The 22,479-nt window shown below is 65.8% G+C and carries 16 protein-coding genes and 3 rRNA genes; 15 read left to right on the top strand and 4 right to left on the bottom strand.

Annotation, left to right across the window (positions count from 1 at the left end):
• The first annotated feature begins 11 nt into the window (after positions 1-11).
• The 4 genes from E7Y32_RS15575 (at position 12) to E7Y32_RS15560 (ending at position 4,087) form a co-directional block, all read left to right on the top strand.
• On the top strand, positions 12-1,217 hold the full coding sequence (locus E7Y32_RS15575; RefSeq protein ID WP_146337914.1) for an argininosuccinate synthase: 1,206 nt from the start codon (positions 12-14) through the stop codon (positions 1,215-1,217).
• On the top strand, positions 1,217-2,632 hold the full coding sequence (gene argH / locus E7Y32_RS15570; RefSeq protein WP_146337913.1) for an argininosuccinate lyase: 1,416 nt from the start codon (positions 1,217-1,219) through the stop codon (positions 2,630-2,632). Before E7Y32_RS15575 ends, argH begins: the two co-directional genes overlap by 1 nt.
• Before the next feature lie 138 nt (positions 2,633-2,770).
• Complete coding sequence (locus E7Y32_RS15565; RefSeq protein WP_146337912.1) at positions 2,771-3,292, top strand: pyridoxal 5'-phosphate synthase; 522 nt, start codon at positions 2,771-2,773, stop codon at positions 3,290-3,292.
• A gap of 54 nt (positions 3,293-3,346) precedes the next feature.
• A complete protein-coding gene (locus tag E7Y32_RS15560) occupies positions 3,347-4,087 on the top strand; it encodes a maleylpyruvate isomerase family mycothiol-dependent enzyme (protein WP_146337911.1) in 741 nt (246 codons plus the stop codon).
• A gap of 34 nt (positions 4,088-4,121) precedes the next feature.
• Here E7Y32_RS15560 and E7Y32_RS15555 read toward each other — a convergent pair whose 3' ends face one another.
• Both E7Y32_RS15555 and E7Y32_RS15550 read right to left on the bottom strand, forming a co-directional pair.
• On the bottom strand, positions 4,122-4,637 hold the full coding sequence (locus tag E7Y32_RS15555; RefSeq protein WP_146337910.1) for a methylated-DNA--[protein]-cysteine S-methyltransferase: 516 nt from the start codon (positions 4,635-4,637) through the stop codon (positions 4,122-4,124).
• A complete protein-coding gene (locus tag E7Y32_RS15550; protein WP_146337909.1) occupies positions 4,634-6,205 on the bottom strand; it encodes a DNA-3-methyladenine glycosylase 2 family protein in 1,572 nt (523 codons plus the stop codon). Before E7Y32_RS15550 ends, E7Y32_RS15555 begins: the two co-directional genes overlap by 4 nt.
• A 103-nt stretch (positions 6,206-6,308) precedes the next feature.
• Between E7Y32_RS15550 and E7Y32_RS15545 the strand changes: the two genes are divergently transcribed.
• Positions 6,309-6,950: a DNA-3-methyladenine glycosylase gene (locus tag E7Y32_RS15545; RefSeq protein ID WP_146337908.1), complete on the top strand. Its 642-nt coding sequence runs from the start codon at positions 6,309-6,311 to the stop codon at positions 6,948-6,950.
• Here the strand turns inward: E7Y32_RS15545 and E7Y32_RS15540 are convergent.
• A complete protein-coding gene (locus E7Y32_RS15540) occupies positions 6,920-7,537 on the bottom strand; it encodes a GNAT family N-acetyltransferase (protein ID WP_146337907.1) in 618 nt (205 codons plus the stop codon). The genes E7Y32_RS15545 and E7Y32_RS15540 overlap by 31 nt on opposite strands.
• A 213-nt stretch (positions 7,538-7,750) precedes the next feature.
• Here E7Y32_RS15540 and E7Y32_RS15535 point away from each other — a divergent pair, with 213 nt between their 5' ends.
• The 6 genes from E7Y32_RS15535 (at position 7,751) to rrf (ending at position 18,140) form a co-directional block, all read left to right on the top strand.
• Complete coding sequence (locus tag E7Y32_RS15535; RefSeq protein ID WP_146338791.1) at positions 7,751-8,272, top strand: adenine phosphoribosyltransferase; 522 nt, start codon at positions 7,751-7,753, stop codon at positions 8,270-8,272.
• A gap of 185 nt (positions 8,273-8,457) precedes the next feature.
• Positions 8,458-10,707, top strand: coding sequence for an AAA family ATPase (locus E7Y32_RS15530; RefSeq protein WP_146337906.1), 2,250 nt, complete (start codon positions 8,458-8,460; stop codon positions 10,705-10,707).
• Between the two features lie 94 nt (positions 10,708-10,801).
• Positions 10,802-12,115, top strand: a complete 1,314-nt coding sequence (tyrS, locus tag E7Y32_RS15525; protein WP_146337905.1) for a tyrosine--tRNA ligase — start codon at positions 10,802-10,804, stop codon at positions 12,113-12,115.
• A gap of 513 nt (positions 12,116-12,628) precedes the next feature.
• Positions 12,629-14,152, top strand: a 16S ribosomal RNA gene (locus tag E7Y32_RS15520).
• Positions 14,153-14,686: 534 nt separating this feature from the next.
• Positions 14,687-17,810, top strand: a 23S ribosomal RNA gene (locus E7Y32_RS15515).
• Positions 17,811-18,023: 213 nt separating this feature from the next.
• Positions 18,024-18,140, top strand: a 5S ribosomal RNA gene (rrf, locus tag E7Y32_RS15510).
• The 16S, 23S and 5S rRNA genes sit together here, the layout of an rRNA operon.
• A 538-nt stretch (positions 18,141-18,678) precedes the next feature.
• On the opposite strand, the gene E7Y32_RS16490 is transcribed toward rrf, so the two are convergent.
• The gene (locus tag E7Y32_RS16490) at positions 18,679-19,479 is read right to left on the bottom strand and encodes a hypothetical protein (RefSeq protein WP_261382475.1); all 801 of its coding nucleotides are present in this window, start codon (positions 19,477-19,479) and stop codon (positions 18,679-18,681) included.
• On the opposite strand from E7Y32_RS16490, the gene E7Y32_RS16485 reads away from it, so the two are divergent.
• The 4 genes from E7Y32_RS16485 to E7Y32_RS15490 are packed head-to-tail and all read left to right on the top strand — an operon-like array spanning position 19,459 to position 22,455.
• Positions 19,459-20,415, top strand: coding sequence for a hypothetical protein (locus tag E7Y32_RS16485; protein ID WP_261382474.1), 957 nt, complete (start codon positions 19,459-19,461; stop codon positions 20,413-20,415). The two genes, E7Y32_RS16490 and E7Y32_RS16485, sit on opposite strands and share 21 nt — an antisense overlap.
• Positions 20,416-20,421: 6 nt before the next feature.
• Positions 20,422-21,414, top strand: coding sequence for an HAD-IIA family hydrolase (locus tag E7Y32_RS15500; protein WP_146337903.1), 993 nt, complete (start codon positions 20,422-20,424; stop codon positions 21,412-21,414).
• A 10-nt stretch (positions 21,415-21,424) separates the two neighbouring features.
• Positions 21,425-21,652: a hypothetical protein gene (locus E7Y32_RS15495; protein WP_146337902.1), complete on the top strand. Its 228-nt coding sequence runs from the start codon at positions 21,425-21,427 to the stop codon at positions 21,650-21,652.
• Positions 21,649-22,455: a TlyA family RNA methyltransferase gene (locus tag E7Y32_RS15490; protein WP_146337901.1), complete on the top strand. Its 807-nt coding sequence runs from the start codon at positions 21,649-21,651 to the stop codon at positions 22,453-22,455. Before E7Y32_RS15495 ends, E7Y32_RS15490 begins: the two co-directional genes overlap by 4 nt.
• The last annotated feature ends 24 nt before the right edge of the window (positions 22,456-22,479 follow it).

Genomic DNA, 22,479 nt, shown 5'->3' with positions numbered 1-22,479 from the left:
GAGCATTTGAAGTGACTGAGCGTATTGTGCTGGCCTACTCCGGTGGCCTCGATACTTCCGTAGCCATCGGCTGGATCGGTGAAGCAACCGGCGCCGAGGTCATTGCCGTGGCGGTCGACGTCGGACAGGGCGGCGAGTCCCTGGAGACCATCCGCCAGCGTGCCCTGGGCTGCGGCGCCGTCGAGGCCTATGTGGCCGACGCGTCCGACGAGTTCGCCAATGAATACTGCATGCCCACGCTGCAGGCCAACGCCCTCTACCAGGGCCACTACCCGCTGGTCTCGGCCATCTCCCGCCCGGTGATCGTCAAGCACCTGGTCAAGGCCGCCCGCGAATTCGGCGCCACCACCGTGGCGCACGGCTGCACCGGCAAGGGCAACGACCAGGTCCGCTTCGAGGTCGGCATCCAGACCCTGGGCCCGGACCTGAAGTGCATCGCCCCGGTCCGCGACCTGGCCCTGACCCGTGACAAGGCCATTGCCTTCGCCGAGGACAAGGGTCTGCCGATCGAGACCACCAAAAAGAACCCATACTCGATCGACCAGAACGTCTGGGGCCGCGCCGTCGAAACCGGCTACCTCGAAGACATCTGGAACGCCCCCACCAAGGACATCTACGACTACACCGCGACCCCGGAGTTCCCGCCGGCCCCGGATGAAGTCACCATCTCTTTCGACGCCGGTATTCCGGTCGCGATCGACGGCGTCAAGGTCACCCCGCTGCAGGCCATCCAGGAACTGAACCGCCGCGCCGGCGCCCAGGGCGTTGGCCGGATCGACGTCGTCGAGGACCGCCTCGTCGGCATCAAGTCCCGCGAAATCTACGAGGCCCCCGGCGCGATGGCGCTGATCACCGCCCACAAGCACCTCGAGGACATCACGATCGAGCGCGAGCAGGCCCGCTTCAAGGCGACCGTCGGCCAGCGCTGGGCCGAGCTGGTCTACGACGGCCAGTGGTTCTCCCCGCTCAAGCGCTCCCTGGACGCCTTCATCCTGGACACCCAGCGCTACGTCTCCGGCGACATTCGCATGGTGCTGCACGGCGGCCAGGCGATCGTCAACGGGCGCCGCTCCGAGACCTCGCTCTACGACTTCGACCTCGCCACCTACGACACCGGTGACACCTTCGACCAGTCGATGGCGCGCGGCTTCATCGAGCTGTGGGGCATGTCCGCCAAGGTTGCCTCCGGCCGCGACATCCGCGTCGCGGGAAAGTAATGGTCTCCGCAACAAATGAAGGTGCGCTGTGGGGCGGTCGGTTCGCCGGCGGCCCCGCGGACGCCCTCGCGGCGCTGAGCAAGTCCACGCACTTCGACTGGCGGCTGGCCCGCTACGACATTGCCGGGTCCAAGGCGCACGCCCGCGTGCTGCACACGGCCGGGCTGCTGGATGACTCCGAGCTGGAGGGCATGCTCGACGCCCTGGACCGGCTGGACGCGGACGTCGCCTCCGGCGCGTACACCCCGGCCGAGTCCGACGAGGACGTGCACGGTTCGCTGGAGCGCGGCCTGATCGAGCGCGCCGGCACGCAGCTCGGCGGCAAGCTCCGCGCCGGCCGGTCCCGCAACGACCAGGTCGCCACCTTGGGCCGGATGTTCCTGCGCGACCACGCCCGGATCATCGCCCGCGGCGTGCTCGCCACGATCGACGCGCTGATCGGCCAGGCCAAGGCCCACCAGGGCGTGGCCATGCCGGGCCGCACGCACCTGCAGCACGCCCAGCCGGTCCTGCTCAGCCACCACCTGCTGGCCCACGCCTGGGCGCTGCTGCGCGATGTGCAGCGGCTGGCGGACTGGGACAAGCGGGCGGCGGTCTCGCCCTACGGCTCCGGCGCCCTCGCCGGGTCCTCGCTGGGCCTGGACCCGGAGGCCGTTGCGGCGGACCTCGGCTTCGACTCGGCCACGCACAACTCGATCGACGGCACCGCCTCGCGCGATGTCTTCGCCGAGTTCGCCTGGGTCTCGGCCATGATCGGCGTGGACCTGTCCCGGGTCTCGGAGGAGGTGATCCTGTGGGCCACCAAGGAGTTCTCCTTCGTGACCCTGCACGATTCCTACTCCACCGGCTCCTCGATTATGCCGCAGAAGAAAAACCCGGACGTGGCCGAGCTGGCCCGCGGCAAGGCCGGCCGGCTGATCGGCGACCTCACCGGTTTGCTCGCCACCCTCAAGGGCCTACCGCTCGCGTACAACCGCGACCTGCAGGAGGACAAGGAACCGGTCTTCGACGCCGCCGACACCCTAGAGCTGCTGCTTCCGGCCGTGTCCGGCATGATCGCGACGCTGAAGTTCAACACCGAGCGGATGGAAGCCCTGGCGCCCCAGGGCTTCGCGCTGGCCACGGACATTGCCGAATGGCTGGTCCGGCAGGGCGTGCCGTTCCGCGAGGCGCACGAACTCTCCGGCGCGGCGGTCAAGCAGGCCGAAAGCCGCGACGTCGAACTCTGGGACCTGACGGACGAGGAATACGCGGCCATCTCGGAGCACCTGACCCCTGAGGTCCGCACGGTCCTGTCCACCGAGGGCTCGCTCAACAGCCGCAACTCCCAGGGCGGCACCGCGCCTGCCGCCGTCGAGCGCCAGCTGCTGGCCCTTGAGGCGGAGCTCGCCGCCGTGCGCGGGTACGCCGGCTAACCACCAGACGCTCCCTCACCTCCTGCAGCGTTTCCACCGACGCTCCTGCACTTCCTGCAGGAGCGTCGGTGTGTTTCCTGCCAAAGGTGAGGGAGCGTTGTGCGTTCGCAGCCGGACACCCCTCGGTAGCATGACGGCATGAGCGAATCGTTCCGCCAGTTCCTGCGTGCCCTGCCCGATTTCCCGGAGGTGCTCCCGGACTTCGACCCGGAGACGGCGCCCGAGGACCCCGCCGAGCTGTTCCGGCAGTGGCTCGCCGAGGCGCTGGCCGCCGGGGTTCCGCAGCCCAACGCCTGCAGCCTGGCCACCGCGGACGGGCAGGGGCGGCCGTCCTCGCGGATGCTGATCCTGAAGGACATCGACGCCGACGGCTGGCACTTCGCGACCTCCCGGGAGTCCCGCAAGGGGCTGGAGCTGGGCGCCAACCCGAATGCGGCGATGAATTTCTTCTGGCAGCAGCAGGGCCGCCAGGTCCGCGTCGCCGGAGACGTGGTGGAGCTCTCCGCGGAGGCCTCCGCCGCCGACTGGCAGGCCCGGCCCGGCGCCGACGGCAGCGAAAATCCAGCCTGGCAGCTCTATGCTCTGCGCCCGAGGGAGCTCGAATTCTGGCAGGCCCGGCACGACCGCCGGCATATCCGGCACCGCTACGGGCCGCGCTGAACGGCAAGCCCAGTTAATCCGGGTTAATCCGATCGCTCGGTTAGGATGGGCGCCATGACTTCAATCACCGCTGAAAACCTGCTGGACGAACTCCGCCGCGCCGCCGACGTCGTGACCGGAATCGCCGCGAAACTGCGCGAAGAAGACGTCCCGGCCGCCTCGGAGCTCCCGGGCTGGACCCGGGGACACGTCCTGGCCCACCTCGCTGGAATTGCCGACGCAATGGCCCGTCAGGTCGAATACGCGGCCCGCGGCGAAAGCATCGAACTGTACGACGGCGGCTTCGAGGGACGCACCCGCGCCATCGAACTGAGCGCCCGGCACAGCCTTGACCAGCACCGGGCCGACCTCGCGGCCGCCCTGGACCGGGCACTGGCTGCCTTTGGCGGGCTGGACGCGGCAGGCTGGCGCGAACCGATCAGCTACCGCGGCGGCGTGGTGTTCGACGGCGGCCTGGCCCTCTGGCGCGAACTCACCATCCACGCTACGGACCTCGGCACGGGCCGCGGTCCGGAAACCTGGAGCCGGCCGTTCTGCGAGCACCTCTTTGAATTCCTCGCCGCCCGAGTGCCCGAGGGGGAGAGGTTCGTGCTTCAGCCGCTCGGCCTGCCCTCCGTCGCGCTCGGCGCCGCGGGCGGGCGCTCGACCGTGATCAACGGCATGCTCACCGACATCGCGGCGTGGCTCGCCGGGCGCACCCCCACCTTGGGCAGCCTGCGCGCTACGGCCGCAGCCGACGGCGTTGAGCTGCCCGCGCTGCTGCCCTGGCCCGCGGGCGTCCCCGTCACCAAGTAGGCCCGTCACCAACGAGGTCCGGGGCCAACCAGAATCAGGCCTGCGGCACCGGCGCCAGCTCCCGTTCGCGGTCCAGCAGGCTCTCCTTGATCGCCAGTCCCCAGCGGAAACCGCCCAGGCTGCCGTCGGTCCGGATCACCCGGTGGCACGGCACAAACAGGGCAGCCGCGTTGAAGGCGCAGGCACTGGCCGCCGCCCGGACCGCCCTGGCGTTGCCCGACAGCTCCGCATACTCGGTGTACGTCACCGGATGTCCCGGGGCGACGGTCCGGAGAACGTCCCAGGCGTGGCTGCGGAACGGCCCGGATTTCTGCAGCACCGGCACCTCCATGGCGGCCGCGGGGTTGCCCGCGTAGAACTCCTCGACGGCGGCCGAGATCCCGCCCAGCTCCGCGACCGGTTCGTAGCCGCCGGGCAGCAGCTCGGCATGGATCTGGCCGGTGAGCTCGCCGGGCACCGCGGTCCAGCCGGAGGCCAGCACGGCACCGTCGCGGGCAATGATGGTGAACGGGCCGTCGGGCGTGTCCATGGTCAAGAGCTGGGCGTTCATTGCGTCACTTTCTTCGGGGCAGTTGTTCTGGTCCGTGCGGTCCTGGTGCGGGCTGCGGACTGGGCCGCGGCGGCCGCGCGCCAGAGGTGCATGGTGGCGTAGGAACGCCAGGGGCTCAGCTCCCGGAAATCGGGGGAGAGCGGATCGGGGGAGAGCGGAACGGGCGGCAACGAATCGGGCGCGATCGAATCCGGGGCGGTCGCCTGGGCGAGCGAACGGATGCCGTTACGCACGGCCGCGTCGTTGGCCAGGAACACGTCCGGGGCACCGAGTATGCGCATCGCGACGTACCCCACGGTCCAGGGCCCGACGCCGGGCAGCGGCAGGAGCTTGGCCTGCAGCCCGGCCAGGTCGTCGCCGTAGCCGAAGTCCAGCTCGCCCGCGGCCATCGCCGCTGCGGCGCCGCGGAGGGAATCGATGCGGCGCTGCGGCCCGCGGAGCAGCTGGAACCCGCCGTCCGCGATCTCGGCCGCCGTCGGAAAGATCCGGTCCAGTCCGTCCGCAGGGACCAGACTCGCGATGCCGCACGCCGAGAGCTGGACCAGCGCGGTCCTGGCCGCCGCCACGGTGATCTGCTGGCCGATCATGGCGCGGATCAGTAGTTCCTGCGGATCGACGGCGCCGGGCATCCGCATGCCCGGCACGGCCGCGACACTGGCGGCCAGGCGCGGATCGGCCCCCAGCGCTCCGTCGATGGCGACGGGGTCGGCGTCGAGGTCCAGCAGGCGGCGGACCCGGCTGAGCAGCGAGGCCAGGTCCCGCAGGTCCACGGCCCCGATGCTGAGCCTGATGGGGCGCCCGGGAGCGTCGGCGTCGTACTCCACCCGGAAGCGGGCGTCCCCGTGGGCAAGCCGCAGCGTCCGGGCGTAGGAGGACGACGAACCGTCCTCGATCCCGGGAATGGCACGTACGGCGAGGAACTCAAAGACGCCCGGATCAAAAGGCTCCCGGTAGGGCAGGTTCAGCGTCAGGGCCGTGGAGGACACCGTGGTCCGGGCCGGGGCGTGCTGGTGCCGGGCCGTGGCCCGCAGCTCCGAGGGGGTCATGGCGAAGACTTCGGCGATGGTCTCGTTGAACTGGCGCACGCTGCTGAACCCGGCGGCGAAGGCGATGTCGGCGGCCTTCATCGGGGTGGAGACCAGCAGGGTGCGGGCGGTCTGGGCGCGGCTGGCTCGGGCCAGGGACAGCGGGCCGGCGCCGAGTTCGTGACTGAGGATCCTGTTGAGCTGGCGCGAAGAGTAGCCCAGCCGGGATGCCAGCCCCTCGACACCGTCCCGGTTGATCACGCCGTCGTTGATCAGCCGCATGGCCCGGCCCGCGATGTCCGAGCGCAGGTTCCACGCCGGCGTACCGGGGACCGCCTCGGGCAGGCAGCGCTTGCAGGCCCGGTAGCCGGCGTCGTGCGCGGCAGCGGAAGTCTCGTAAAACGTGACGTTGTCCGCCTTGGGCGTCCGTGCGGGGCACGAGGGCCGGCAATAGATGCCGGTGGTCCGGACAGCGGTGTAGAACTGCCCGTCGAAACGGGTGTCCCGGGCGTCGATCGCCCGGTAGCGCTGCCAGAAGTCCATGGCTCCATCCTGCCAGCTACCAGTCGGTCCCTGCTAGCGGAAATCGGACACGGCCGTGGAGGACCGGCCACAGCCAGCACCCTGGGTTTGTTAAAGTCGGAGGATGGATTCGCGCCTGACGCCGGAGGCCCTTCGCGGGCTGCTGTCCGCCGACGCCCGCACCGTGGCACCGCTGCTGCTCGGCGCGGTTCTCACGCATGAGAGCCACGGCGGCCCGGTGTCCGTGCGGATCACCGAGGTCGAGGCCTACCTGGGCCCGGAGGACTCGCTCCACCCGGATCCCGGCTCGCACACCTTCCGCGGCCAGACCCGGCGGAACGCGCCGATGTTCGGCCCGGCCGGGCATCTCTACGTGTATTTCACCTACGGCATGCACCACTGCGCCAACATCGTCTGCGGCCCCGAGGGCGTCGCCTCCGCCTTGCTGCTGCGCGCCGGCGAGGTCGTGGCGGGGGAGGACCTGGCGCTGGCCCGGCGGCCGACGTCGAAGGCCCCCAAGGACCTGGCCAGCGGCCCCGCCCGCTTCGCTACGGCCCTGGGACTGACGACGGCGGACAGCGGCCGCGACGCGCTCGGCCCGCCGTTCCGGCTCGAGCTGCCGGCCGAACCGGCGTCGGACGTCAGCTCCGGGCCGCGGGTGGGCGTTTCCGGCGCCGGCGGCAGCGACGACTACCCCTGGCGCTTCTGGCTCAGCGGCGACCCGACGGTCTCCCGTTACAAGGCCGCGAAGGTCCGGACGGCGTAGCCGGCCGGCACCGCAAACGGGGCCAGGCGGGAGCGCAAGCCCTCGCGTACCCCGGGCCACTCCTCGGCAAGGATCGAAAAGACGGCGGTGTTCGAGCGGCCGCCGTCCTGCGCGGTCCGGTGTCCGCGCAGGACCCCCTCGAACTGCGCGCCCAGGCGCTCGATAGCCGCGGCGCTGCGCAGGTTCGTGGCGTCGCAGCGGAAGGCAACGCGGTGCACGCCGAGCACCTCGAACGCGTAGCCAAGCAGCATGTTCTTGCTCGCCGCGTTGACGTGGCTACCCCAGAACTGGCGGCCGAAGAACGTGCCCCCGATCTCGATCCGCTGCTGGGAGGGGACGTAGTCGCACAGGGAGGTGGTGCCCAGCAGCGCCCCGGTCCGCTGGTCCAGCACGGCAAACGGGAGAACGCCCGGATCCTCGAGCCGCGCACGGAACAAATCGGCCAGCTCCGCAGCGTCCCGCGGCCGGACCGCGGCCATGCCGGCCCACAGCTGCGGATCCACAAAGTCAAAGAGCGCCGAAGCGTGCCGCGGCGAGAGCGGAACCGCGCAGACGCCGTGTCCGGACAAGGCAATGTCGTGCTGCATTGCAGTATTGAATCACCGCGGCCGGACCCGGGAAACGGCAAAACGGCGCCCTCCCCGTGAACAGTAGGCAACGCCTTGGTGGCCGTGCGGGGCGCCCGGACGGGCCGGCGGTTTGGCGCCAACGCGTAAGGTGGACGGGTGAATCCAAGCCGAGACCTACACCAAGCCAACCCCGCCGGCCAGCCCGGCCACAGCGCACCCATCGCCCCGGGCGTGCCGGTGCAGGAGCTGATTGCCAGCCTCTGTGCCACCGTCCCGGACTATCCCAAGCCCGGCATCGTCTTCAAGGACCTGACCCCGGTCTTCGCCGACGGCGGCGCGCTCAAGGCCATGGTCGACGCGCTGGTTGAACCCTTCCGCGGGCAGTTCGACGCCGTCGCCGGCGTGGAGGCCCGCGGCTTCCTGCTCGCCGCGGCCGCGGCCTACGCGACCGGGACCGGCGTCGTCACCGTCCGCAAGACCGGCAAGCTGCCCCGCGAAGTCATCTCCGAGGACTACTCACTGGAGTACGGCACCGCCACCCTGGAGCTGCACAGCGCGGATCTCGTGCCGGGCACCCGGGTGCTGATCCTCGACGACGTCCTCGCCACCGGCGGCACCCTGGGCGCGGCCGCCCGCCTCTTCGAACGCTGCGGCGTCGAGGTAGCCGGCGTCGGTGTGGTGATGGAACTCGCCGAGCTGAACGGGCGGGCCGCCCTCGCCGGACACCGCATCCACTCCCTGCTGGGCCTGTAGCCGGAGGCCGGGCGCCACGCCCGGGCACGCACCGGCACGCCCGGGCCCTGCGACTGGACGGGTGCCGCCGCCTCGGTAGAATGCCTGACAAAAGTGCGGCCGGAAGAAAACCGACATATTTCGGGAGCGATCGCCGAAATCGCTGTAGAATGGTTGGTCTGTCTTTTTCAATAGGGGAACGCTCGATGCACGACGCTGATTTGGCCCATGAACGCGACTATGTGGCCGGCTTGTACGCCCGGCTGGATGAGCTGCGGGCGGAAAAGCGCGCCCAGCTGGCCCAGGTCCGCCGCGCCGGCGCCGTGGGCACCATGCAGAACGTCTCCGAGCGGGACGCGTTCGCCGCGCTCTACGAGGACCGCCTCGCCCAGCTCGACGCCGTCGACGACCGCCTTGTGTTCGGCCGCCTCGACCTGGACTCCGGCGAAGCCCAGTACATCGGGCGCATTGGCCTGACCACCGAGGACCTGCAGCGGCTCATGGTGGACTGGCGGGCCCCCGAGGCCGGCCACTTCTACCAGGCCACGGCTTTCGACCGGCAGGGCGTACGCCGCCGCCGGCACCTGATCCTGCAGGGCCGCGAGGTCAAGGCGATCGAGGATGACGTGCTGGACGCCGACCTGCTGGCGGACAACGACTCCCTGCAGGGCGAGGGCGCACTGCTCGCCGCGCTGAACTCCAAGCGCACCGGCCGGATGTCGGACATCGTCGGGACCATCCAGTCCGAGCAGGACCGGATCATCCGCTCCTCGATCTCCGGCGCCCTGGTGGTGCAGGGCGGCCCCGGCACGGGCAAGACCGCCGTCGCGCTGCACCGTGCCGCGTACCTGCTCTACACCCACCGGGACCGGCTCAAGACTGCCGGCGTACTGCTGGTGGGCCCGTCGTCGTCGTTTATGAACTACATCGAACGGGTGCTGCCGTCCCTAGGCGAGACCGGCGTTGTGATGGCCAGCCTGGGCCGGCTGATGCCGGGCATTCACGCCGTCGCCGAGGACGACGCCGATGTCGCGGCGATCAAGGGCCGGCTCGACATGGCCGAGGTGGTGGCCAACGCCGTCGCCAACCGGCAGCGGATCCCGGCCGAAAACCGCATCCTCGAGGTGGACGGGCGCAAACTGGTGCTGACGCCGCGCCAGGTGCGCCGTGCCCGGGAAAAGGCCCGCGCCACCGGCAAGCCGCACAACGAGGCCCGGGTCTCCTTCGTCAAGATCCTGCTGCGGGAACTGACCGAGCAGATGACCGAGCTGGTCGAGGCCGGCAGCATCGGCAACAACGCCGACCGCTCCTACCTCGCCGAGGACGTCCGCTCGGCGCGGGACGTCCGCGTGGCCCTGAACCTGTGCTGGATGCCGATGACACCGGAAAAGCTCGTCGGGGAACTGCTGAGCAAGCCCGCCATCCTGGCAGCCTGCACCCCGAACCTCAGCCAGGCCGAGCGCGAGCTGTTGCTGCGGCCCGCCGGTTCGCCCTGGACCGAGGCCGATGTGCCGCTGCTGGACGAGGCCGCGGAACTTCTTGGTGAACTGGACCCGGCCGCCGGCCGCGGCCTGGCCCAGCAGGAGCACGACCGTGCCCGCGACCTCGCCAACGCCAAGCAGACGCTGGTCAACATGGAAACTGCCGGGGTGGATGTGCTGATCTCGGCCGAGGAACTGGTGGACCAGAACCAGGAGCGCGAGGGCCGGCTGACCGCGGCCGAGCGCGCCACGAGCGACCGCACCTGGGCATTCGGGCACATTGTGGTGGACGAGGCGCAGGAGCTCTCGCCCATGCAGTGGCGCCTGCTGGTGCGCCGCTGCCCGTTGAAGTCCTTCACGATCGTCGGCGACATCGCCCAGACGAGCTCAGTGGCCGGAGCCAAGTCCTGGCAGAGCGCCCTGGCCCCGATGTTCGGGGACCGCTGGCAGCTTGAGGAACTCACCGTCAACTACCGCACCCCGGCCCAGATCGCCGAAGCGGCGGTCCGGATGGCCAACGCCGCCGGACTCGTCGTCTCCGCCCCGAAGGCCGTCCGCGACGGCCGCTGGTCACCGGTGATCGACCGGGTCGAGCCGGGCACCATCGTCGACCGGCTCCTGGAGGTCCTCCCCGAGGAGCTGGACGCGCTCGACGGCGGCCTGTTGGCGGTCATTGCCGACGGCGGGCTCCTGCCGGAGGCCACCGCCGCGCTGCGCGGCGCCTACGGCCGCCGCGTTGGTACCGGGGCGGGCAGCTACGAGCAGGACATTGTGGTGATCAGCCCCCGCGAGGCCAAGGGACTGGAGTTCGACGGCGTTGTGGTGCTGGAACCGTCCGCCATGCTCAACCACGAGCACGGCAAGGTGGGGGATCTGTACGTGGCGATGACCCGGCCCACCCAGCGCCTGCGCCTGATCGCCGCCGCCGGCGTGCCGGCCGGCATCGAAGACGAAGGCCGCGGTCCGCGCAGCTAGCCCCCTGGCGGTCCGGCATCGGGCGTGACGGGACGTTCCGTCACGTCCCGGGGCGAGGCCTTCGGGCCCGGGCGTTCCTGCTAACTTAGATTCCGTGTCCCAGCTAAATGATCTTCAGTCCCAGCAGAACGACCCCGGCTTTGCCAATATCTGGCAGGAGCTGAAATGGCGCGGCCTCGTCCACGTATCCACGGATGAGGCGGAGCTGGAGAAGCTGCTCGCCGGCGACCCCGTGACCTACTACTGCGGCTTCGATCCCACGGCGCCGAGCCTGCACCTCGGAAACCTCGTGCAACTGCTGCTGATGCGCCGGCTCCAGCTGGCCGGGCACAAACCCCTGGGGCTGGTGGGAGGCTCCACCGGACTGATCGGAGACCCGCGGCAGACCGCTGAACGCGTGCTCAACACCCCCGAGACCGTGGCCGAATGGGTCGGCCGGCTGCAGGGCCAGGTCCAGCGCTTCCTCAGCTTCGACGGCGAGAACGCGGCCCGGATGGTGAACAACCTCGACTGGACCGCCCCGCTGAGCGCCATCGATTTCCTGCGCGGCATCGGCAAGCACTTCCGCGTCGGCACCATGATCAAAAAGGACATCGTGGCAACCCGCCTGAACTCGGACGAGGGCATCAGCTACACCGAGTTCAGCTACCAGATCCTGCAGGGCATGGACTACCTGCAGCTGTTCCGTGACTACGGCTGCGTCCTGCAGACCGGCGGCTCGGACCAGTGGGGCAACCTCACCAGCGGCACGGACCTGATCCGCAAGGTTGAGGGCAAGCACGTGCATGCCCTGGGCACCCCGCTGATCACCAACTCGGACGGCACTAAATTCGGTAAGAGCGAGGGCAACGCGATCTGGCTGGACGCCGACATGTGCAGCCCCTACGCCTTCTACCAGTTCTGGCTCAACACTGCCGACGCCGACGTCGCGGCCCGGCTCAAGGTCTTCACCTTCCTCAGCCGGGCCGAGATCGAAGCCCTTGAAACCTCGGTGGCTGAGCGCCCGTTCGCCCGCGAAGGCCAGCGCAAACTCGCCTACGAGGTGACTTCGCTGGTGCACGGCGTGGAAGCTACGGAGAAAGTCATTGCGGCCTCGGCTGCAGTGTTCGGCGGGGGAGACCTGACGGTCCTGGATGCGGCAAGCCTGCAGGCAGCGACCGCGGAGCTGCCCTCCGCCACCGTTGACGGGTCCGGCCTCGGCATCATCGACCTGCTGGTGGCCACCGGTCTGTCCGAAAGCAAGTCCGCGGCACGGCGGACCGTCGGAGAGGGCGGCGCCTACGTGAACAACACCAAGATCTCCGACCCCGACGCCGTCATCGCCCCCGCGGAACTTCTGCACGGCCGGTTCCTGCTGCTGCGCCGCGGCAAGAAGAACCTGGCAACCGTGGAGGTTTCCGGCGTCTAGCCGGCAGGTACCCCGGGGCTTGGTTACGCCTCCAGCACGCTCCCCTCGGGCCGATTTGCACGGCCGGAGGGGAGCGTGTAATGTTTTCTGAGTCGCCGCCGCTGAGTGGTGACAAACCCCCAACAAAGAGAAGCAATTCTTCTTGCACACGATGCGGGAAATCGAAATTGCTTCGTATTTTGCTGGGCGGATTCGCTTCCACAGAGTGAATTCCGGGAAAACTTCCGGGTTTGCAAAGTGGAAATGAATGAAATAAGCTAAATACATCGCAGCGAAGAAAAAGCGAAACAAATAGAATTCACGATGTGAATTGTTTCGGCAAGTATTCGAATGTGTCTGTTGTTTGAGAACTCAATAGTGTGCCAAGTTTGTTGATACCAATTTTTTGTATTGAATTGGTTGATTGTGCCGGATTGTCCACCCCGTGGATGGTCTGGTGTTTTTAGCTGGTTTCAAATTTTGTGCAGTGTGTGTTCCCGTTTTCCCGGGGGCGGATGCTGTGTCTGTTTTTCTTCAACGGAGAGTTTGATCCTGGCTCAGGATGAACGCTGGCGGCGTGCTTAACACATGCAAGTCGAACGATGATCCCAGCTTGCTGGGGGATTAGTGGCGAACGGGTGAGTAACACGTGAGTAACCTGCCCTTAACTCTGGGATAAGCCTGGGAAACTGGGTCTAATACCGGATATGACTCCTCATCGCATGGTGGGGGGTGGAAAGCTTTATTGTGGTTTTGGATGGACTCGCGGCCTATCAGCTTGTTGGTGAGGTAATGGCTCACCAAGGCGACGACGGGTAGCCGGCCTGAGAGGGTGACCGGCCACACTGGGACTGAGACACGGCCCAGACTCCTACGGGAGGCAGCAGTGGGGAATATTGCACAATGGGCGCAAGCCTGATGCAGCGACGCCGCGTGAGGGATGACGGCCTTCGGGTTGTAAACCTCTTTCAGTAGGGAAGAAGCGAAAGTGACGGTACCTGCAGAAGAAGCGCCGGCTAACTACGTGCCAGCAGCCGCGGTAATACGTAGGGCGCAAGCGTTATCCGGAATTATTGGGCGTAAAGAGCTCGTAGGCGGTTTGTCGCGTCTGCCGTGAAAGTCCGGGGCTCAACTCCGGATCTGCGGTGGGTACGGGCAGACTAGAGTGATGTAGGGGAGACTGGAATTCCTGGTGTAGCGGTGAAATGCGCAGATATCAGGAGGAACACCGATGGCGAAGGCAGGTCTCTGGGCATTAACTGACGCTGAGGAGCGAAAGCATGGGGAGCGAACAGGATTAGATACCCTGGTAGTCCATGCCGTAAACGTTGGGCACTAGGTGTGGGGGACATTCCACGTTTTCCGCGCCGTAGCTAACGCATTAAGTGCCCCGCCTGGGGAGTACGGCCGCAAGGCTAAAACTCAAAGGAATTGACGGGGGCCCGCACAAGCGGCGGAGCATGCGGATTAATTCGATGCAACGCGAAGAACCTTACCAAGGCTTGACATGAACCGGTAATACCTGGAAACAGGTGCCCCGCTTGCGGTCGGTTCACAGGTGGTGCATGGTTGTCGTCAGCTCGTGTCGTGAGATGTTGGGTTAAGTCCCGCAACGAGCGCAACCCTCGTTCCATGTTGCCAGCGCGTAATGGCGGGGACTCATGGGAGACTGCCGGGGTCAACTCGGAGGAAGGTGGGGACGACGTCAAATCATCATGCCCCTTATGTCTTGGGCTTCACGCATGCTACAATGGCCGGTACAAAGGGTTGCGATACTGTGAGGTGGAGCTAATCCCAAAAAGCCGGTCTCAGTTCGGATTGGGGTCTGCAACTCGACCCCATGAAGTCGGAGTCGCTAGTAATCGCAGATCAGCAACGCTGCGGTGAATACGTTCCCGGGCCTTGTACACACCGCCCGTCAAGTCACGAAAGTTGGTAACACCCGAAGCCGGTGGCCTAACCCCTTGTGGGAGGGAGCTGTCGAAGGTGGGACTGGCGATTGGGACTAAGTCGTAACAAGGTAGCCGTACCGGAAGGTGCGGCTGGATCACCTCCTTTCTAAGGAGCACCTACAACAACCCCGCCCCGCGTTTCGTGGGTGTGGTGGTGTTGTCAGGAGTAACGCCCGTTGCGCAGACGCAAGTTCTGCGGCGGGTGCTCACGGGTGGAATATCAACAAATAGCGGCCGCTGCGTTTCCTCCGGCACCCAGTACGGAACCACCCTTGTGTGGGTCCTGGAACGGTGTGTGAGGGTTCGGGCGGTTTAGTGTTTGGCACACTGTTGGGTCCTGAGACAACAGGACCGGTTGCTACGGCCTTCGGGTGGTGGTGTCCGGGACTTGTGTTTCTGGTTTCCCGGCTGCGACGTTTCATGCACCGTGTGGGTCCTTTGGGGTCCGGGTGTGTGGGGTGTGTGGTACGGGGTTGTTGTTTGAGAACTACATAGTGGACGCGAGCATCTTTTATAAGAAGCAATTTCCAAGAATATGAACCTGGATCTGGCTGCGCGTGATGGTGTCACTCTTTTGGGGTGGTGTTGTTGGGTGTGGTTGGTTTCGTGGTTCTCTCGAAATTACTCCTTGATCTTTTGTGGTCAAGTTTTTAAGAGCACACGGTGGATGCCTTGGCATTAGGAGCCGAAGAAGGACGTAGGAATCTGCGATAAGCCTGGGGGAGTCGATAACCGGACTGTGATCCCAGGGTGTCCGAATGGGGAAACCCCGCCAGACGCGCGAGTGATCTGGTGACCCGCATCTGAACACATAGGGTGCGTGGAGGGAACGCGGGGAAGTGAAACATCTCAGTACCCGCAGGAAGAGAAAACAATAGTGATTCCGTTAGTAGTGGCGAGCGAACGCGGATCAGGCTAAACCGTTCCATGTGTGATAGCCGGCGGGCGTTGCATGGTCGGGGTTGTGGGACTTTCCGTTCTGTCTCTGCCGGGACAGTGGGGTGAGAGCATGTACATAGGTGAACGGTCTTGAAAGGCCGGCCAGAGAGGGTGTGAGCCCCGTAACCGAAATGTAGTGTGCCGCCTGGGAAGTATCCCAAGTAGCACGGGGCCCGAGAAATCCCGTGCGAATCTGTCAGGACCACCTGATAAGCCTAAATACTCCCTAATGACCGATAGCGGACCAGTACCGTGAGGGAAAGGTGAAAAGTACCCCGGGAGGGGAGTGAAACAGTACCTGAAACCGTGTGCTTACAATCCGTCGGAGCCTCCTTGTAGGGGTGACGGCGTGCCTTTTGAAGAATGAGCCTGCGAGTTAGTGTTACGTCGCGAGGTTAACCCGTGTGGGGAAGCCGTAGCGAAAGCGAGTCTGAACAGGGCGTTGCAGTGGCGTGATCTAGACCCGAAGCGAAGTGATCTACCCATGGCCAGGTTGAAGCGACGGTAAGACGTCGTGGAGGACCGAACCCACTTCAGTTGAAAATGGAGGGGATGAGCTGTGGGTAGGGGTGAAAGGCCAATCAAACTTCGTGATAGCTGGTTCTCCCCGAAATGCATTTAGGTGCAGCGTTGCGTGTTTCTTACCGGAGGTAGAGCTACTGGATGGCTAATGGGCCCTACAAGGTTACTGACGTCAGCCAAACTCCGAATGCCGGTAAGTGAGAGCGCAGCAGTGAGACTGTGGGGGATAAGCTTCATAGTCGAGAGGGAAACAGCCCAGACCACCAACTAAGGCCCCTAAGCGTGTGCTAAGTGGGAAAGGATGTGGAGTTGCGAAGACAACCAGGAGGTTGGCTTAGAAGCAGCCATCCTTAAAAGAGTGCGTAATAGCTCACTGGTCAAGTGATTCCGCGCCGACAATGTAGCGGGGCTCAAGTACACCGCCGAAGTTGTGGCATTCAGATAGTAGCTAAGCCCTTGTGGTTCAGGCGTCTGGATGGGTAGGGGAGCGTCGTGTGGGCAGTGAAGTCGCGGTGGAAACCAGCGGTGGAGCCTACACGAGTGAGAATGCAGGCATGAGTAGCGAAAGACGGGTGAGAAACCCGTCCGCCGAATGATCAAGGGTTCCAGGGTCAAGCTAATCTGCCCTGGGTAAGTCGGGACCTAAGGCGAGGCCGACAGGCGTAGTCGATGGACAACGGGTTGATATTCCCGTACCGGCGAAAAACCGCCCATGCTGAACAGGGGATACTAACCGCCCGAGACCTGCCCGACACCCCTTGTGGGTGAAGGGTTTTGGTGGAGCGCGGGACCGAAACCTGGGAGGCAAGCGTATTAACAGGTGTGACGCAGGAAGGTAGCCGAGCCGGGCGATGGTTGTCCCGGTCTAAGGATGTAGGGCGAACGGTAGGCAAATCCGCCGTTCATGATGCCTGAGACCCGACGGGACCCCCGTATGGGGGGATTCGGTGATCCTATGCTGCCTAGAAAAGCATCGACGCGAGGTTTTAGCCGCCCGTACCCCAAACCGACACAGGTGATCAGGTAGAGAATACTAAGGCGATCGAGAGAATTATGGTTAAGGAACTCGGCAAAATGCCCCCGTAACTTCGGGAGAAGGGGGGCCCCTATCGTGATGGACACTTGCTGTCCGGAGCGTGCAGGGGCCGCAGAGACCAGGGGGAAGCGACTGTTTACTAAAAACACAGGTCCGTGCGAAGTCGCAAGACGATGTATACGGACTGACTCCTGCCCGGTGCTGGAAGGTTAAGAGGACCGGTTAGCCGCAAGGCGAAGCTGAGAATTTAAGCCCCAGTAAACGGCGGTGGTAACTATAACCATCCTAAGGTAGCGAAATTCCTTGTCGGGTAAGTTCCGACCTGCACGAATGGAGTAACGACTTCCCCGCTGTCTCAACCATAAACTCGGCGAAATTGCAGTACGAGTAAAGATGCTCGTTACGCGCAGCAGGACGGAAAGACCCCGAGACCTTTACTATAGTTTGGTATTGGTGTTCGGAGTGGCTTGTGTAGGATAGGTGGGAGACGTTGAAGCCCGGACGCCAGTTCGGGTGGAGTCATCGTTGAAATACCACTCTGGTCACTTTGGACATCTAACTTCGGCCCGTAATCCGGGTCAGGGACAGTGCCTGATGGGTAGTTTAACTGGGGCGGTTGCCTCCTAAAAAGTAACGGAGGCGCCCAAAGGTTCCCTCAGCCTGGTTGGCAATCAGGTGTCGAGTGTAAGTGCACAAGGGAGCTTGACTGTGAGAGAGACATCTCGAGCAGGGACGAAAGTCGGGACTAGTGATCCGGCGGTACATTGTGGAATGGCCGTCGCTCAACGGATAAAAGGTACCTCGGGGATAACAGGCTGATCTTGCCCAAGAGTCCATATCGACGGCATGGTTTGGCACCTCGATGTCGGCTCGTCGCATCCTGGGGCTGGAGTAGGTCCCAAGGGTTGGGCTGTTCGCCCATTAAAGCGGTACGCGAGCTGGGTTTAGAACGTCGTGAGACAGTTCGGTCCCTATCCGCTGCGCGCGCAGGAAATTTGAGAAGGGCTGTCCTTAGTACGAGAGGACCGGGACGGACGAACCTCTGGTGTGTCAGTTGTACTGCCAAGTGCACCGCTGATTAGCTACGTTCGGATGGGATAACCGCTGAAAGCATCTAAGCGGGAAGCTCGCTTCGAGATGAGATTTCCATACACCTTGCGTGTGAGAGGCCCCCAGCCAGACCACTGGGTTGATAGGCCGGATGTGGAAGCGAGGACTAACGACTCGTGAAGCTGACCGGTACTAATAGGCCGATAACTTACACCACACACCCCTCCCGCGAACCAACATCAAAAGGGGTTCGCACCACGGGAAGGGTACAAAGAAACAAGACTGCTTGCGTCCACTATGTGGTTCCCAAACAACAAACCCGTCGCCAGACGAAACGTTGCACAGGAACCAAAACAACTGAATACAACACCACAAGTTGTAACCACAGATTTCCCACCCCAGGCCCCCGGCCAGGGCGCGGACACAGGGTTACGGCGGTCATAGCGTGGGGGAAACGCCCGGTCCCATTCCGAACCCGGAAGCTAAGACCCACAGCGCCGATGGTACTGCACCCGGGAGGGTGTGGGAGAGTAGGTCACCGCCGGAACATCATTGAGGTCGAGAGCCTCCAACCACCAGGTTGGAGGCTCTCCCCCTTTAACCCCCAAACCACCCACCGAACCCTCCCGCAGATCCTGCCGGCACGACAGAAACCCTCCCGCAGCACGGGCAAGTACCCGAAAGATCCTTCCAGTGCCGCACCGTCATTAGACTCGGGGGCTTGCCGTGTCGCCAGGGTTGTGAGACTTGACACCGCGCAGGCTTAAAGCCCTGCGGCCGTTAGCCCGGTGCGGGCGTCTCGCCTAGAATTGATTGAGATGTACGGACTTCGAAGCGCTTGATTTCGGGTTGCGTAGCGAACGAAACACGGAAACAGAGCGGCTGCGATTGCGCCAGTGGTCAGCTCATAACAGGAGGAATCCACCATGGCTGAGCACAACGACGGCAACCGAGGCGGCAACGACCGCGGCAACTTCGGCGGCGGACGCAACTCCGGCGGCGGGGGATTCCGAGGGACGAACAACTCCGGCGGAAACCCCCGCGGCTTCCGTGGCAGGGATGACCGTTCGGAGGGCTCGCGCCCGTCATACAACGACCGTGATCGTAAGCCGTTTGGTGATCGTCCGGCGCGTGAGGGTGGTGAGCGTCGAAGCTTCGGTGGTGATCGTGATCGTAAGCCGTTCAGCGGTGGTGGCGATCGTGATCGTAAGCCGTTCAGCGGTGGCGGCGATCGTGATCGTAAGCCGTTCAGCGGTGGTGGTGATCGTGATCGTAAGCCATTCGGCGGTGGCGGCGATCGTGACCGTAAGCCATTCGGCGGTGGTGGTGATCGTGATCGTAAGCCGTTCAGCGGTGGTGGTGATCGTGATCGGAAGCCGTTTGGTGATCGTCCGTCGCGTGAGGGTGGTGAGCGTCGAAGCTTCGGTGGTGATCGTGATCGTAAGCCATTCAGCGGTGGTGGTGATCGTGATCGTAAGCCGTTTGGTGATCGTCCGTCGCGTGAGGGTGGCGAGCGTCGAAGCTTCGGTGGCGACCGTGACCGCAAGCCCTTCAGCGGCGGCGGCGACCGCGACCGTAAGCCGTTTGGTGATCGTCCGTCGCGTGAGGGTGGCGAGCGTCGCAGCTTCGGTGGCGATCGTGACCGCAAGCCCTTCAGCGGCGGCGACAACCGCAAACCCTTTGGCAACCGGGAAGACCGTCCGGCCCGCAGCTTCGACCGCGGCGACTCCGGCCCCCGCCAGTTCGGCCGCGACCGCGCCGAAGACCGTCCGGTCCGCGAGCCCAACGCCAAGGACCTGCGCAGCGCCAACCGCCCGGACCGTGAGCGTTCCCCCCAGATCGACGAGGACGTCACTGGTAAGGAATTGGACCGCGCCACGCAGCACCAGATCAAGACCTTGGAGGACAACAGCGCCGAATGGGTGGCCCGCCACCTCGTGATGGCCGGCCGCCTCATCGACGATGAACCCGAACTCGCCTTCCAACACGCCCTTGCCGCCAGCCGCCGCGGGGGTCGCCTGGCAGCGGTCCGCGAAGCTGTTGGCCTGACCGCCTACGCCGCCGGGCACTACGGCGAGGCGCTGCGCGAGTTCCGCACCTACCGGCGGATCAGCGGGTCCAACATGCACCTGCCAGTCATGGCCGACTGCGAACGCGGCCTGGGCCGCCCGGACCGGGCACTGGACATGGCCCGCTCCGAAGAAGCCAAGGACCTTGACGCTCCGGGCAAGGTGGAGCTGGCCATCGTCGCCGCGGGTGCCCGAACCGACCTCGGCCAGTTGGACGCCGCGGTCTCCGAGCTGGAGATTGTCCAGCTCGACATCAACCGCGCCTTCTCCTACAGCCCCCGGCTCTTCCGCGCCTACGCCGATGCCCTGACGGCAGCCGGCCGTGACGCCGAAGCCGGAAAGTGGCAGCGCCAGGCGGTCGTCGCCGAGAATGCTCTTGGCCTCGGCGTCGACGAGGACCCGGACATCATTGACCTCGGCTGGGACGAGGAAGAGGAAGCGCGCGAGGAGGAGCAGCGCCGCCGGATCCTGCGGGAGCAGGCTGCCCAGCAGTCAGCCGCAGCCGCCGGCGAGCCCGCACCCAAGTCGGCAAGCGCCGAAGCGGTCGCCGGTCTCCCGGAAACCGGAGTGCCGGCGTCAGCGGCGCAGGATATCGACGCCGGCTCCGACGACGAAGAGCCGGACTTCTTTGAGTCCAACGACGCCGAATCCGATGACGATTCGGTTGAAGCCGACGAACTTGAGGCGGACGAACTGGAGACCGGAGACGCCCACAGCGACGACTCCCGCGTTCCGGAACGCGCCGAGGACTAGGCAACCATGGCCGAAGTTGAGCTGATTTCCAGGTTCGATGCGCTGCTGGCCGATCTGGACGGCGTCGTGTACGCCGGCCCGCAGGCCATCCCCGGCGCCGTGGAGTCGCTGCAGCGGCTTAGTGGCGTCGGCGTAGGACTGGGCTACGTGACGAACAACGCCTCCCGGTCGCCCGCGGAGGTGGCGCAGCACCTGCGCGAGCTCGGCGCCCCAGCTGAGGACCAGCAGGTGGTGAGCTCCTCCCAAGCGGCGGCGGAACTGCTCGCGTCCATGCTGCCGGCCGGGGCCCGCGTGCTGATCACGGGCGGCGAGGCACTGGCCCGCGAAATCGAACTCGCGGGCCTGGTCCCGGTCCGCAGTGAGGCCGAGGACCCGGTCGCGGTCGTGCAGGGCTTCCACCCGGAGCTGGGCTGGAAAGACCTCGCGGAGGCGGCTTACGTGGTCGCGGCCGGTGCCCTGTGGGTGGCCACGAATACGGACATGTCCATTCCGCAGGCGCGCGGCATGGCGCCCGGCAACGGCACCCTGGTCGCCGCAGTCGCCGCCGCCACCGGCCGCCAGCCGCTGGTGGCGGGCAAGCCCGAGGCGCCGCTGTTCCACGCCGCCGCCAAGCGGCTTGCCGCCGACCGTCCCCTGGTGGTCGGCGACCGGCTGGATACTGACATCCTCGGCGGCAACAACGCCGGCTTCGCCACCGTTGCCGTGCTGACGGGCGTCGACACGCGGGAATCCATCCTCGCCGCCCGCACCCTGGAACGCCCCACCTTCCTGATCAATGACCTCACCGACCTGTACCGTCCCTACCCGGCCATCGAGGACGACGGCGACTGGCGCTACCGCTGCGGCAGCGCCTCGGCGGAGGTACGAGGGACCAGCCTGCGGGTCAGCGGGAACCCGGCCGATCTCGATTCGTGGCGCGCGGCCTGCGCCGCCTGGTGGGCCGCAAACCCGGAGACGCCCGCTGCCAAGGCGCCCAGCCTGGAGTGGCTGGATCACTAGACTGGAGAGCATGACCGAGCTGAACCCCTCCACCGAGGCCCGGATCGACTGGCCGGAACCCGCGGGCGAGTCCGCCGTCGGCGACGCGGCCGTCGACGCCCTGCTGCTGCGCCTCGGGGACCTGCCCGAACTGCCCGTCGCCTCCCATGTCGAGGTCTACGGCGGCCTGCACGATGAGCTGGCAGCGGCCCTCAACGAGGACGTCGCCGGTCGGGACGCGGGGGACACGCCACGATGACCAGGCTCGACCAGGCCCTCGTCAGCCGCGGGCTGGCGAGGTCGCGCACCCACGCCGCGCGGCTGATAAGTGAAGGCAAGGTCAGCTCGGGCGGCGAGGTGCTTGCTAAGGCCTCCCTCCAGGTCCAGGACGTCACCGCCCTGGACGTCGCCACGACCAGCGAAGACGAGTACGTCAGCCGCGCGGCCCACAAGCTCGCCGGAGCCCTGGACGCCTTCCCCGCCGTCGGGGTGGCCGGCAAACGCTGCCTCGACGCCGGTGCCTCCACCGGCGGCTTCACCGAGGTCCTGCTTCGGCGCGGCGCCGCGCACGTGGTGGCCGTCGACGTCGGCCATGACCAGCTGGTCCCGCAGCTGCGCAACGACGCCCGGGTTTCGGTCCATGAAGGTCTCAACGTCCGCTACATGACCCCGGACGCGATCGGCGGCCCGGCCTCTCTCACCGTGGCGGACCTGTCGTTTATCTCGCTGACCCTGGTGGTGGCGCCGCTCGCTGCGTGCACGGAGCCGGGCGGAGACCTGGTCCTGATGGTCAAGCCTCAGTTTGAGATCGGCAAGGACCGGCTGGGCCGCACCGGGGTGGTCACCTCCGAGAGGGAACGCCGCATGGCCGTCGCCAAGGTGGCCGCCGCGGCCATGGACGCCGGCCTGGTTTTGGAGGGCCTCGCGCAGAGCCCGCTGCCCGGGCAGGACGGAAACGTCGAGTACTTCCTGTGGATAAAACGCGGGAACCGGACAGACCTGCCTAAGATCGAAGAGCGGGACGTAGCCGTTGCTGCGTTACTCGGAACGATCTGGCCATAGTACTGAAAGCACAAGACGCACTAG

The sequence above is a fragment of the Arthrobacter sp. UKPF54-2 genome, assembly GCF_007858535.1.
Taxonomy (GTDB): Bacteria; Actinomycetota; Actinomycetes; order Actinomycetales; family Micrococcaceae; genus Arthrobacter.
The sequence above is the reverse complement of the archived record's forward strand: the minus strand, read 5'-3'. Positions and strand labels throughout refer to the sequence as shown.

Excerpts from the sequence above, each read along its gene's own strand:
- argH (WP_146337913.1), top strand. The coding sequence starts at position 1,217 with ATGGTCTCCGCAACAAATGAAGGTGCGCTGTGGGGCGGTCGGTTCGCC.
- E7Y32_RS15565 (WP_146337912.1), top strand. The coding sequence starts at position 2,771 with ATGAGCGAATCGTTCCGCCAGTTCCTGCGTGCCCTGCCCGATTTCCCG.
- E7Y32_RS15560 (WP_146337911.1), top strand. The coding sequence starts at position 3,347 with ATGACTTCAATCACCGCTGAAAACCTGCTGGACGAACTCCGCCGCGCC.
- E7Y32_RS15555 (WP_146337910.1), bottom strand. The coding sequence starts at position 4,637 with ATGAACGCCCAGCTCTTGACCATGGACACGCCCGACGGCCCGTTCACC.
- E7Y32_RS15550 (WP_146337909.1), bottom strand. The coding sequence starts at position 6,205 with ATGGACTTCTGGCAGCGCTACCGGGCGATCGACGCCCGGGACACCCGT.
- E7Y32_RS15545 (WP_146337908.1), top strand. The coding sequence starts at position 6,309 with ATGGATTCGCGCCTGACGCCGGAGGCCCTTCGCGGGCTGCTGTCCGCC.
- E7Y32_RS15540 (WP_146337907.1), bottom strand. The coding sequence starts at position 7,537 with ATGCAGCACGACATTGCCTTGTCCGGACACGGCGTCTGCGCGGTTCCG.
- E7Y32_RS15530 (WP_146337906.1), top strand. The coding sequence starts at position 8,458 with ATGCACGACGCTGATTTGGCCCATGAACGCGACTATGTGGCCGGCTTG.
- E7Y32_RS15500 (WP_146337903.1), top strand. The coding sequence starts at position 20,422 with ATGGCCGAAGTTGAGCTGATTTCCAGGTTCGATGCGCTGCTGGCCGAT.
- E7Y32_RS15495 (WP_146337902.1), top strand. The coding sequence starts at position 21,425 with ATGACCGAGCTGAACCCCTCCACCGAGGCCCGGATCGACTGGCCGGAA.
- E7Y32_RS15490 (WP_146337901.1), top strand. The coding sequence starts at position 21,649 with ATGACCAGGCTCGACCAGGCCCTCGTCAGCCGCGGGCTGGCGAGGTCG.